The organism is Nocardia sp. NPDC056100, assembly GCF_042266325.1.
GTDB lineage: Bacteria > Actinomycetota > Actinomycetes > Mycobacteriales > Mycobacteriaceae > Nocardia.
On record NZ_JBHJVY010000003.1, the window covers coordinates 1,326,179 to 1,338,190 of the forward strand.

13 protein-coding genes and 1 tRNA gene are annotated in these 12,012 nt (G+C 66.9%); 5 read left to right on the forward strand and 9 right to left on the reverse strand.

Features of this window, described 5'->3' with window-relative positions; genetic code table 11:
* Positions 1-10 precede the first annotated feature (10 nt).
* Genes ACFC0O_RS28220 through ACFC0O_RS28235 form a run of 4 tightly spaced genes read left to right on the forward strand, consistent with a single transcriptional unit; the run spans position 11 to position 2,220 of the window.
* Positions 11-667 carry a hypothetical protein gene (locus ACFC0O_RS28220; RefSeq protein WP_375962865.1) on the forward strand — a complete coding sequence of 219 codons (657 nt, stop codon included), beginning with the start codon at positions 11-13 and terminating at the stop codon, positions 665-667.
* A 41-nt stretch (positions 668-708) separates the two neighbouring features.
* Positions 709-1,218, forward strand: a complete 510-nt coding sequence (locus ACFC0O_RS28225; RefSeq protein WP_375962867.1) for a DUF3558 family protein — start codon at positions 709-711, stop codon at positions 1,216-1,218.
* 4 nt (positions 1,219-1,222) lie between these two features.
* Positions 1,223-1,732 carry a DUF3558 family protein gene (locus ACFC0O_RS28230; RefSeq protein ID WP_375962870.1) on the forward strand — a complete coding sequence of 170 codons (510 nt, stop codon included), beginning with the start codon at positions 1,223-1,225 and terminating at the stop codon, positions 1,730-1,732.
* 59 nt (positions 1,733-1,791) lie between these two features.
* Entirely contained in the window at positions 1,792-2,220 is a 429-nt protein-coding gene (locus tag ACFC0O_RS28235; protein WP_375962872.1) for a DUF6636 domain-containing protein, read from the forward strand.
* A gap of 6 nt (positions 2,221-2,226) precedes the next feature.
* On the opposite strand, the gene ACFC0O_RS28240 is transcribed toward ACFC0O_RS28235, so the two are convergent.
* From ACFC0O_RS28240 to ACFC0O_RS28250, 3 genes are read right to left on the reverse strand one after another with little or no spacing between them, the layout of a single operon-like run.
* The gene (locus ACFC0O_RS28240; RefSeq protein WP_375962875.1) at positions 2,227-3,924 is read right to left on the reverse strand and encodes a CocE/NonD family hydrolase; all 1,698 of its coding nucleotides are present in this window, start codon (positions 3,922-3,924) and stop codon (positions 2,227-2,229) included.
* A gap of 12 nt (positions 3,925-3,936) precedes the next feature.
* Positions 3,937-4,749 (reverse strand): SGNH/GDSL hydrolase family protein, encoded by an 813-nt coding sequence (locus ACFC0O_RS28245; RefSeq protein ID WP_375962878.1) that lies wholly within the window; start codon positions 4,747-4,749, stop codon positions 3,937-3,939.
* Positions 4,750-4,782: 33 nt separating this feature from the next.
* Positions 4,783-5,463, reverse strand: coding sequence for a hypothetical protein (locus ACFC0O_RS28250; RefSeq protein WP_375962880.1), 681 nt, complete (start codon positions 5,461-5,463; stop codon positions 4,783-4,785).
* 67 nt (positions 5,464-5,530) lie between these two features.
* Here ACFC0O_RS28250 and ACFC0O_RS28255 point away from each other — a divergent pair, with 67 nt between their 5' ends.
* Complete coding sequence (locus tag ACFC0O_RS28255) at positions 5,531-6,031, forward strand: MarR family winged helix-turn-helix transcriptional regulator (RefSeq protein WP_364641226.1); 501 nt, start codon at positions 5,531-5,533, stop codon at positions 6,029-6,031.
* A 19-nt stretch (positions 6,032-6,050) separates the two neighbouring features.
* Here the strand turns inward: ACFC0O_RS28255 and ACFC0O_RS28260 are convergent, their stop codons facing one another.
* From ACFC0O_RS28260 to ACFC0O_RS28285, 6 genes are all read right to left on the reverse strand, one after another.
* Positions 6,051-7,196, reverse strand: coding sequence for an acyl-CoA dehydrogenase family protein (locus tag ACFC0O_RS28260; protein ID WP_375962883.1), 1,146 nt, complete (start codon positions 7,194-7,196; stop codon positions 6,051-6,053).
* Between the two features lie 23 nt (positions 7,197-7,219).
* Complete coding sequence (locus tag ACFC0O_RS28265) at positions 7,220-8,836, reverse strand: FAD-dependent oxidoreductase (protein WP_375962885.1); 1,617 nt, start codon at positions 8,834-8,836, stop codon at positions 7,220-7,222.
* A 9-nt stretch (positions 8,837-8,845) separates the two neighbouring features.
* On the reverse strand, positions 8,846-9,832 hold the full coding sequence (locus ACFC0O_RS28270) for a diiron oxygenase (protein ID WP_375962888.1): 987 nt from the start codon (positions 9,830-9,832) through the stop codon (positions 8,846-8,848).
* A 138-nt stretch (positions 9,833-9,970) separates the two neighbouring features.
* A complete protein-coding gene (locus tag ACFC0O_RS28275) occupies positions 9,971-10,930 on the reverse strand; it encodes an ADP-ribosylglycohydrolase family protein (protein ID WP_375962891.1) in 960 nt (319 codons plus the stop codon).
* A gap of 15 nt (positions 10,931-10,945) precedes the next feature.
* Positions 10,946-11,018 (reverse strand) — tRNA-Arg (locus tag ACFC0O_RS28280).
* A 94-nt stretch (positions 11,019-11,112) separates the two neighbouring features.
* Positions 11,113-11,967 carry an SAM-dependent methyltransferase gene (locus tag ACFC0O_RS28285; RefSeq protein ID WP_375962894.1) on the reverse strand — a complete coding sequence of 285 codons (855 nt, stop codon included), beginning with the start codon at positions 11,965-11,967 and terminating at the stop codon, positions 11,113-11,115.
* Positions 11,968-12,012: the final 45 nt, after the last annotated feature.

The following is a 12,012-nucleotide window of genomic DNA, read 5'->3' on the forward strand; positions in this document are numbered from 1 at the left end:
AACCGGGTTTATGACGGAGGCGGTCGGCACCGGGGCGGTGCCCACAGCGGCGGGACGCTCGGCGGAATTCTGGGGTTACCTCATGTGGGGCCTCGCGGGTTTGGCGATCGCCCTGCCCGAATTGGCATCGGTGTTCCGGGTGGCGGGCTGGCCCACCATTTCGGCGACCATCGGACATCTGCAAACCCAGCATTCGGTGGTGCGCGTGGTGGTGGTGTTCGTCATCGTGGTGATCGCGTACTACGCGGTCCCGCAATTGCTGATCAGCCCGAAACCCGTGGCGCGCACCGTGGCCGGGCGGCCAACCACCGCGAACGGACGCGTCACCACCGACACCGGGAATGTGGAACTGCTGGGCGCGGGCTACCTCGTGCTCGCCGCGGTGGCGCTGATCCTCGGTGTTTTGTTCGCCGCCGGTGACCGGAGTATGTCCCCGGACTCGTATCTCGGGGCGTACGTGCTGTACGGCGTCATCGCGCTCGTCTGGGTCGTGATCCCGAGCATCCTGTCGCTGTTCTTCAGCAGGGACGTCCCGTTCCCCACGCTCTTCCGGACGATCGGCTATCTGGAACGGCGCGCACACCCCGTCGCGGCGGTCCTACTCGCCCTGCTTGTGGTGTTGCTGCTGCACCTGGCGTTCTATCCGTGGCCGCGCGTGGTGAGCTAGCACCCGCGCACAGCGGGCCCCGCGTCGCTACTATCGCAATCGTGCGAGCGCGAATGGCGGGACCGGGTCTGGCGCTGCTCGCCGCACTGGTGCTGTCCGCCTGCGGAGCGAGCGACAGCGGCACACCCGCCGCCGCGCCAAGCAGTACACCGCACGAGATAACGCCCGCGCTCGATGTCGGCCTGTGCGGTTCGGCGGACGCGAACCAGGTCGGCGCGCTGTCCGGATTCGGCGCGGTCACGCTGATCAGTAGTGATCCGCTGCTGTGCCGGTGGGAGACATCGGACGGGTCGAGTATCGCCTTCCGCTGGTTCCGCAACAGCCCGATCGGCGAATATCGCTCCGAGGCAGGGGCTTCCGCCGGTCGAGCGGGGATCGATATCGTCGGCCGCGCCGGTTTCAGCTGGCAGGCCGCACACGCCTGTGAAGCTGCGGTGCAGACCGGCGATACCGACTTCATATCCTGGACAGTCGATTCCGTCGCCGTCACCGGAGCGAACGCCTGCGCCGCGGCCGACCGGCTGGCCTCCGCGACCCTGGCGAAACGGTAATCCCATGCGCGGCAATCGAATCGCGATCGCGGCACTACTCCTGACGGCCGGTGTGCTGACCGGCTGCTCCACGAATTCACCACCCGCACCCGTCGCCGCGCCGGTGGAGGACAACACCTTGGCGGGCTGCGGACCGCTGCCCACCGCCACCATCGAGCGCACCGTCGCGGCAACGGTTCTGCGGCAACAGCTTTCACCCACCATCTGCTCGTGGACCGGGGTTTCGGCCACCGGCAACCCGATCGACCTCACCTACGGCTGGCTGAAGAAGAACTCCCTCATGTTCGATCGCCAGACCGCCACCGATCTCGGCTACACCACCGACAATGCCGTGGTGAAGAGCTTCGGCGGCTTCTACTGGCACGACCCCCGCGATCCGGGAGCCTGCGGCCTGTCCGCCGCGGACTCCGGCACCGTCACCTGGTGGGTGCACAATCGCGACCATTCGGCGCAACCCGACCCGTGTGCCGCCGCGTTACAACTCATGCTGAATACCGTCCAGCTCGACGGTTGAGCGGTCGCCATTAGCGGGGCATAAGGTTTTCGAAATCGGCCGCGCACACTATCGATGCCATGAAAGCCACATACCTTTCGGCGGTCGTCGGTGCCGCCGCCATCGCCGCCGCCACCTTCGGTGTCGACGCCGGAACCGCGAATGCCGCGAGCCTGAGCCAATTCATCGCACCGTCCGGCAATATCGGCTGTCTCGTCGGGCCCGAGGGTGCGGTATGCCAGATCAGGGATCATTCGTACCTGTCACCGCAGCGTCCGGACAACTGCCACGGCGCGTACGGCGATGTGCTCGCCGTACAGAATGAGCGCGCGCGCATCACCTGCCACACCGACGCGCCGATCGATTTCCATTCGCCCATCGTCGATTACGGTCAGCAGGTCCGGCAGGGGAACTTCGTCTGCACCGTGAGCCTGCAAGATGTGCAGTGCGTCAACGTCACCACCGGGCACGGTTTCCAGATCGCCCGGGAGTTCTACACCGTGTACTGAACGCGACTACGAGCCGACGACGGGCAGTACCAGCGCCTGATCCGGTCCGGCCGCGATGGTGAGGCGATGGACCGCGGAGGGCGCGTCGAACCCTTCCGCGCTACCCGAGAGCTGTAGTCGCAGACTGTGACCCGGCGCTATCCGGTGCACCAGCCCGGACAGGCTGATGGTGATCGGATCCCGCAGGCTGGTGATCCGCGCGGGGGAGATGAGTCCGTCGATCAGGGCCGAACTCCCATCCGCCGCAACGTCATACAGCGATGCGAAGACCACCGCCGCATCCGCGACGCTCCCGTTCAACGGCTGTTCGGCACTCAGTCGGACGGTGAGCTTCGGAATGCCCGCGATATCCAGGGCGGTATCGACCGGTGCGGTGGTCCAGGACAGTGCGGTGCCGCCCGGACCTGTTGTCAGAGTCTGATCCCCGGGCAGCACCCCGGCCCGATCACCGATGAGTCGTGAATCGCCGGACAGGAACATGGTGCGCGGGGTGCCCACATCGGCGTTGTCGGCGGTACCGTACGCCGCCGCCGGATCACCGGTGAAGGGAATCCAATTGCGGTAGTAGGCGAATCGCGGCCCGGTATCACCGTCGCCGTCCCGCAGATAGCGCTCGAACCATGCACTCTGGCGGGCATCCCAGTAATTCAACGCCGGATCGACCACACCCACCTTCGACCCCGGCTCGGGTGTCAGCACCGAATGTCCGGCCGACATCCAGATCATCCTGGTCTCGGTGCCTTGGGCGCGCAGGCCGTCGTAGCTGGCGCGTGCCTCGTTGAGGTTGAAGAGCGTGTCCTGTTCACCCTGGATCAGCAGCACCGGAATCCGGATTTTGCCCAGATAGCTCGCCGGCGAATCCGCGCGCAGCATATCCACCTGTTCCGGGGTGGGATATCCGTTGCCGGACACCACATCCCGCAGCCCGCACAGTTCGGCCATCCCGGCCCGGCAGTTCGCGCCGCCGGAGAGCCGGTTCATCCACTGCGTCTTCGGCGCGCCCGGCACCGCCGTCGACACCCCCGAGGTCTGCCCGGTTCCATTGGGGACCAGCGAGTAGGACAGGTCGTTCCAGGTGATCATCGGCGAGATGGTGTCGATGCGCGGATCCCGTGCGGCCGCGGCGAATTGCACCGCGCCACCGTAGGAACCGCCGACCATACCCACCCGCGGATCATGCGGGCCGCTGTGCCCGTCGTGATCGGTCCTGTCGTGCACCACGTAATCCGGCGATGTCACCGGCTGGGTGTGCGCGGCATCCCGGAACGCGATGCCGTCCACCCCGCCGAGGAAATCCACCAGTCGGGCGGCGGCCTTCCCGTCGAAGTCGGGGCTGTCCAGATATACCTGACAGCCCGAACCGCCCTGCCCCAGACCGGAATACGCCAGCACCGCGTATCCGTGCGCGGCATAGTAGTTGCCGTACATGGCGACCTGCTCCTTGGACCCGCCCAGCCCGTTCGTGCTGAGCAGGGCGGGCACCGGATGCGCCGCGCTCGCATCCACCGGGGTGTAGAGATCGCCGACCACATCGCACGCCGTCTTATCGTCCGGTCCCACCGCGGTCGCGAAATGCAGTGTCTCCTTGCGGAATTCACCGGAGGGAGGCGGCTGCGCAGGCTGCGGCGCGGATGAGCACGCCGTGGCGGCGATCAGCACGGCGGCGGCAACGGCGGGAAAAGCGATCGATCGATTACTCGCCATTGCGACATTTTCTCACTCCAGGCGCGCCAATTCCGCGACCACGACGCGCGCCACGGCCACCTGTCCGGCGGGGGTGAGGTGCACGCCGTCCGATTCGAACAGGCGCTGCCCGGGTGTCGGATGCGTGACCGCGAGCGTATCGATCACCACCTCCGGCCGGGCGTCCAGCGCCGCCGCGGTATCCAGCTGATCCTTGGCCCGCCAGCTGATCCCGGCCGCCCGGAACGGCGCGAACTCGGCCAGCAGCGCCTCATCCACATCGGTGGGCGTGAGCCATACCCACCGGGCAGCCGCGCCGCGCTCCCGCAGCAGGTCGAAGTTCCGCACCGTCTCCCCGGCGCTGACCACGCGCACCGCATCCGCGCCCACCCGCTGCGTATCGTTCGCGCCCAGCTGGCACAGCACCCAGTCGGGCCGCACGAATCCCAGTGCGCCCGAACTCTTCAGCACCTGCGTGGTGGTGGCCCCGGAGACGGCGAGATTGGTGAAGGCGATTCCGTCACCGGGCCGGCGCAGCCACACCAGCTGCTTCAGGATCTCGAACCAGGACAGCCGATCGGCGGTGCTGCTCTCCCCGAGCGCGAGCACCCGCTGTCCGGGTGCGAACGGCAGTCGATCCACCTGTTCGGCGATGTCCGGTTCGGTGAGCAGATCGGCGGCCGCGGCCCGGGTGCGCGTGTCCAGCTCCTCCAGTTGGTCCCGGTATTCGTCGGTGTCGATACCGAAGAGTCCCGCGATACGCGCCTCGTCCAGACCGTTGAGATACGGCAGCGACAGCTCGGGCTTCTGGAATCGCACCAGCTTGGCGGTGAGTTCGTTCGTCATCACATCTCCTGTAAATCGCTGGGGTGTAGGGGTTTACGCGCGTGCGAGCCGGAATCCGGCGATGATCAGCCAGATCATCCCGGTGAACCGTGCGATGGGCAGCAGGAAGGCGGCGGCGGTGAAGGTCAGCGACACCGTGGTCAACAGGCCGACGCAGGCGATCGCCAATCCGATGCGAACCAGCAAGGGTGAGAGCGCTTTCCGTGGCAGCGCGCTGATCGCGATGCCCGCGATGAGCAGTCCCGTCGACAGCACGTTCGCCGGGCCGCCGACCAGGAACGCCAGGGTGTGCAGCGCTCGCACGGTGGCCGGATCCGCGGTCACCTCCGGCACCGTCAGCACCCAGCTGATGGTGCCCGAGCTGAACAGGAACACCGCCGCCAGCGCACCGCCCACGGTGGCGAGCGCGGGACCGAAGCCCTCGGCCTGCCGGCGCAACCGCGGCGTGATCGCGGCCACGAACAGGGTGAGCGGGATCGCGCTCGCGTATTGCAACACCGCGCCGGTGCGCACGGCCGAGCGATGGTCGCGGAAGTAGTCGAGCGCATCGCCCGCATCCGCGAAGGGGGAGGGGAACGGGCTGCCACCGGCCCGGATGGTGCTGATGGCGAGCCCCGCCACGAACACCGCGGCGAAGGCGGCCGCGAGCGCGCCGAGCGGTGGTTCCAGGCTGCGCGCGGGATAGGCGACTGGGGATTCGGCTGCTACGGCCATGGCTATCCATTCTCAGAAGTGAATCGTTCTCTACTGTGAACGATTATCTGATGTGTACGATAACGCCGTGGTCGATGCGGAGCAAGAGGGTTCGGGAAAGACGCGGCCGGACCGCCCGATGCGGGCGGCGGGCTTCCAGCTCGCACAGCTGGGCGCGCACGCGGCCCAGCGTTTCGCCGAGCGCATCTCCGAAATCGGGCTCACGCCACCGGAAGTCGGGATTCTGCGGATGATCGCGGCCCAGCCCGGGCGCAGCCAGCGCTCACTGGCCGAGGAATTGGGCGTGGTGCCCAGCCGGGTGGTCGCCCTGATCGATCCGCTCGACAAGCGGGGCTGGATCGAACGCCGCCGCAGCGCCGCCGACCGCCGCAATCACGAACTGCACCTCACCCCGGAGGGCGGGAAAATGCTGGCGGGGATGGCGAAGATGGCCGTCGCGCACGAGACCGAACTCTTCGAGGGCCTGACCGACGCCGAATACGAGCAGCTCAGCGTGCTGCTCCGGAAACTTGCCGCGGAACGCGGACTGACCCCGGGTGTGCACCCGGGGTATCGAACGCTCGGCTAGCGGCCGAGAAGGACAACGCTCACAGCGTGCGGGCGATGATCTCCTTCATGATCTCGTTGGTGCCCGCGTAGATCTTCTGCACCCGGTTGTCCACCCACAGCCGGGAGATCGGGTACTCGGTCATGTAGCCGTAGCCGCCGTGCAATTGCAGGCATTCGTCGATATTGGCCATGGCACGCTCGGTGGTCCACCATTTGGCCATCGCGACGGTCTGGATATCGAGTTCACCGCGCACATGCCGGGCGATGCAGTCATCGGTGAACACCCGCATGATCCGCGCCTCGGTGGCGACCTCGGCGAGGGTGAATTTGGTGTTCTGGAACGCGAAGATCGGCTTGCCGAACGCCTCTCGCTCCTTGGTGTACGAAATCGTATGCGCGAGAGCGGTTTCCACCGCGACCGTGGAACCCACCGCGAGAATCAGCCGCTCCTGCGGCAGCTGCTGCATGAGCTGGACGAAACCCTGCCCCTCGACCGCGCCCAGCAGATTCGTCACCGGCACCCGCACGGCGTCGAAGAACAGTTCCGAGGTGTCCTGCCCGCGCTGGCCGATCTTGTCCAGCACTCGGCCGCGCCGGAAGCCCGCGCGATCACCCTCCACGATGATGAGCGAAATGCCTGCCGCCCCAGCGGTTCCGGTCTTGGCCACCACCAGGATCAGATCGGCCTGACCGCCATTGGTGATGAACGTCTTGGAACCGTCGACGATGTACTCGTCCCCATCCCGCACCGCGCGCGTTTTGACGTTCTGCAAATCCGAACCGGTACCGGGTTCGGTCATGGCGATCGCGCCGATCACCTCACCCGAGGCCATGCGCGGCAGCCAGGCTCGCTTCTGCTCCTCGGTGCCGTACGCGAGCAGATAGTGCGCCACGATCCCGCTGTGCAGCGCCGCGCCCCAGGACGAATCGCCGATCCGGGCCTGCTCCTCGATCAGCACCGCCTCATGCGCGAAAGTGCCGCCGCCACCGCCGTATTCCTCGGGAATGGACATGCACAGCAGCCCCAGCGCACCGGCGATCTGCCACAGATCGCGATCCACATGATGCTGTTCGATGAACCGCTCCTTATGCGGCGCGATCTCCTTCTCGCAGAAGGAACGCGCCAGTTCGCGCAGGGCGTCGAGATCATCGTCGAGCCAGCAGGAACGATAGGGGCTTGTCACTTCGGTAACTCTCTTCTTCGATATCAGATGGTGGCGGGCGTCAGGCGTAGTGCTCTGCGCCACAGGGGTTTTGCGGTCTCCGGTGGGCGGTAGCCCGCGATCCGGGCAGTGAGCAGTGCGCGCAATGCGGCGTCATCGCGCACCGGGAACCGGGCCGGATCGCGCTCGGCGTCGGCGAGCAGGGTGTCGACGGTCTCGCGCGAGCAGGATTTATTGGTGCCCAGGAATCCGCTGGGCCCCCGCTTGATCCAGCCCGCGACGTAGGTGCCGGGGACGGCGTCCCCGGAGGCCGGATCGACCACGCGCCCACCGCGATGCGGGACGGTGGCGGTGACCGCGTCGAACGGCAGATCACGCACCGGGGTGCCGCGATAGCCGACCGAGCGCAGCACCAGCCCGGCCTCGAGGGTTTCGTGATCGCCGGTCGGGACCGCGTGGGCCTCGCCATCGGTATGGACGATTTCATTGCGGGCCAAGATGATTCCGCGCACCCGGTCCGGGCCGAGCAGTTCGATCGGAGTGCGCAGGTACCGCAGGATGATGCGGCGTTCACCGTCCGCGCGCATCGCTCCGGCATGGGCCCGCGCGAGTTCGATCTTCGCCCACTCGTGCGGTGCGGGCAGTGGCCCGATCAGTTCGTTGGGGTGTCCGCTGATCGCGACTTCCGCGGGGAGCGTGTGCAATCGGGCATCGGGATGTCGTGCCAGGCCCGCGAGTTCGGGCATGGTGTACGCGGCCTGCGCCATGCCCCGGCGGCCGATCACGACGACTTCGCGAATCCGGCTGCGCCGCAACGCCTGTAGCGCGTGCGGCGCTATCGCGGTGGCAGCCAGTCGATTCGGATCAGTGGTGAGAACGCGCGCCACGTCCAGTGCCACATTGCCGTTGCCGATCACGATCGCCCGCTCATGGCTCAGGTCGAATTCGCGCCCGGCGTACTCCGGATGCCCGTTGTACCAGGCCACCAGTTCGGTCGCGGAGGCGCTGCCGGGCAGGTCCTCGCCTGGAATGCCCAGGGTGCGGTCGGTGGCCGCGCCGACCGCGTAGATCACCGCGTGGTGATGCTCGAGCAGTTCGGCATGGCTGATATCGCGGCCGACCTCGACGCCGAGGTGGTACGCGAAACCATCCTGGCGCGCGATGGTGTCGAACACCTCGGTGACCTGACGGGTCGCGGTGTGATCGGGTGCCACCCCGAATCGGGCCAGCCCGTGCGGTCGTGACAGCCGCTCGAAGACATTGACGCGAATTCCGGGATGCCGCAGCAGTTCATCGGCGGCGTACATGGCGGCCGGACCCGAGCCGGCGATCGCGACGCGCAGCGGTGTGCGCGCCGGACGCAGGCGCGGGATGGACGGCACCGGGGCCATCGGCGGACGCGGGCGCGGCCCGGAGTAGAAGTCCGCGTTCAACCCCACGAAAACCTGTTGGCCCGCAGTCAGTTTGGTGTGCGGGACAATCGCGTCGACCGGGCAGGCCGCCGCGCACGCCCCGCAGTCCACGCAGGCGGCCGGATCGATGTACAGCATTTCGGCCCGGCCGAAATCGGGTTCGTCCGGTGTCGGGTGAATGCAGTTGACCGGGCAGGCGTACACGCACGAGGCGTCATTGCAGCACGACTGCGTGACGATATGTGGCACGGGCGCGGCTCAGTGCGCCGTGCGGGCGGGCTCGCTGCGGTAGCGCGAGGCCGGGCCGTCGATGCGGCTGATCTTCCACAGCACGCGCGCGATCGGATTCATCAGATCCAGCTCGTAGGCCAGCATGCGCACATCGGCGAAGAAGTCGCGCAACACCTTTCGCGATTCCGGGCTGTTCCAGAAGACCTCGTTCACCACTTCGCGCGGAACATCGCAGTCCCGCCGAAACTTTCGGGTCGGCACCGCGATGAGATCGCAGATGATCCGCATGGTCGGCGCGAAAACCAGGGACAGCACGAACTTCTTGAACCGGCCCATGCGCGGCACCGCGTTCTCCAGATAGTTGTGCGCGAAGCTGATGTGCCGGGCCTCCTCGGCCACGTGGATCGACATCACCCGCTCGATCATGGGATGCGCCTCCGCACCCGCCCGCAGCAGCGTTTTCTGCGCGTGATCGATCGGCTCCTCGCCCGCCAGCACCATGACGAAGAACCACTCCGGGAAGATCCCGGCCAGGAACGGCACCAGCGGCCCGACGTATTTCACCCAGGTGCGCATGCCACCGACATCCATGCCGATCCGGTTCACCACCTCCTGGAACATCATGGTGTGGTTGCACTCTTCAATGGATTCGTGTGTGCAGTAACGGAATTCGGGCGAACCATTGGGCAGCTGGAATACGTACTGCATGAGGCCGCGAATCAGGATGTTCTCGAATTGCAGGCCGACCTTCGCCACATTGGCCTGTCGCCACATACCGATGTAGATCTGGCGTTCCTTGGGGAGTGCGCGATACCAGGGATGCGCCCCGAACGGATCCGACGGCGGCAGAATCCACCGCTCGTCATCCGCCCGCACCGCGAAGTCCGGATCGTCCCAAGAGATATCCACATAGGGGTCGAACCGCTTGTGCACGGATCCGTAGGACAGGGTCGCCAGTGTCTCGATGTAGTGCTCGTCGTTCCGGGCCGTCGCGATATGCGCTGTGGTTTCCATCCCCGCCACTCCTGATCGATTGACCGTGACATGGTGTCGCGATCATGTCATGGCACGACGGTACCCCGGTGGATGCCGCATGGGCAAGGGTGACCGCGACACTATGTAGCGGTCAATGAAAAAGGGCAGGCTGACCGGCTAGGACTTACCGGACAGCCATCGCCGCAACCGCCCGGTCGCGGATTTTCCGGGTCCTGCGGACCGCACCGGCGGCAGCCAACCGGGCAACGGTTCCCGTGCCGCCAGCCACGCCGCGGGCAACCCGCCCGCGCGTCCCCCGGTATGCGCCGCCACGATCCCGCCGACGATCGCGCTCGTCGTATCGGTGTCCCCGCCCGCCCCGACGCAGGTCGCGACGGCCGCTCGATAGTCGTCGAGATGCGTTGCCGCCACCCACATCGCGAACGGCACGGTGTCCTGCGCCGTCACCCGAATCCCGGTGCCCAATTCCGCGGCGGCCTGTTCGGCCGAGCCGCCGAGCAGCCCGCGCGCCCGCCGAATCCCCTGTGCGGTCTCGCCATTGCCGAGTCGATCGAGCACCGAATCGATGAATTCCCCAGGGGCAGGCCGCTTTCCGGTGAGTCGTCCGCGCGCCGCCGTCGCGGCCGCGAGCGCCACCGCCACCGCACCGGCCACGCCCTCTCGATGCGCATGGGTGACCTGCGCCGACCGAACAGCCTCGGCCACAACCCTTTCCACATCCTCGGCATAGAACGCGCCCAATGGCGCGACCCGCATGGCCGCACCGTTCCCGCACGAACCGTCACCGCCGAACGCCGCCGCGGTCACCTGCCGCCAGGGCATCCCGCGTCCGATCCGCCCGAGCGTGTCCACGGTCATGAACCCGTAGTCCCGTCGCTGATCACAGCGCTCCGCGAACCTGACGGCAATCCGATCCTGATCGATCTCCCCGAATTCGAGCAGTTCCCCGACCACCGTGCACGCCATCTCGGTGTCATCGGTCCACTCCCACCGCCCCGGCGGCAACTCCCCACCGCGCAGCTCCGCCACGGACCGTCGCAGAATCGGAAATTCGGCCCCCACCGCATCCCCCACGGAAAGCCCGTCGAGTGCGTCCAGCATCAAATCGACATGCACCGCACGGACTCTAAGTGCCCTCGGCAGGAATCGAACCTGCGACCTACCCTTTAGGAGAGGGTTGCTCTATCCCCTGAGCTACGAAGGCTGAACCGGTGGCCGTGGCCGACCCGAACGTCGGGGAGTCTACCTGGTCGGGGGCCGCGAGGGCGCATTCATATCAGTGTGGATGGTTTTGGGTGCTACATCTTGGTGCCGACGGCGATGATGTAGTCGGCCCAGGGGCCCCAGGCCAGCAGGCCGGGACCACTGAAGGTGGCGCGCAGGACCGGATTCACGCGGCGCATGTCCGGATCGCGGAGGCGTTTGCCGAGGTAGCGGGCCAGGGGTGGGTAGACGTCATGGCGGATCGAGTACACCCGGACATTGTCGAAACCTGCCTCGAGCAGTGGCTTCTTATAGCGGCGCAGGTCGTTTCGCATGATGATGTCGGCGGTGACCAGTTTGCCGCCCGGCTTCAGCACCCGGAACGCCTCGGCGAAGAAGCGCGGGTAGGACGGGAAGTGGAAGGCCGATTCGAGTGCGGTGACCTTGGTGCAGGATTCGTCATGGCGCGGCAGGTCGATCGCGGAACCGTATTCGAAGCTGATCTGATCGCTCAGGCCGAGTTCGGCGGCGCGGCGGGTGGCGATCTCGATCTGCTCGGTGGCGATATTCATGCCGATGATCTGCTGCGGGCCGAATTCGCGCGCCCACAGGAAATCCTGATCGCCGTATCCGAAGCCGATATCGAGCTGGATATCGTCGGCGCCGAGTTCGGCTTCGCGCGCTACCAGCCGGGCCAGATCGCGGCTGGCCTCGTCCAGGCTGGCCGGATTGTCGTGCCAGTAGCCGAGATTGATGAACAGCGAATCCTCGCCGAAGAGATTGCGCGGGCCGACCACGTCGTAGACCCGGCCGACCCGGGTGCCCGCCGGCAGGAAGGGGACCTTGGCCCATTCGGCGCATTCGCGGGCCCAGCGGGCGGTGCGTTCGGGCAGGGTTTCGACGGGGATGGCGGCGGTCGAGTGGGCCGGGGGCGAAGAGTGCAGCGTCATTGAGACCCTCCGAACGGTCTGCCGATCTCATTGTCTGCGTCTCAG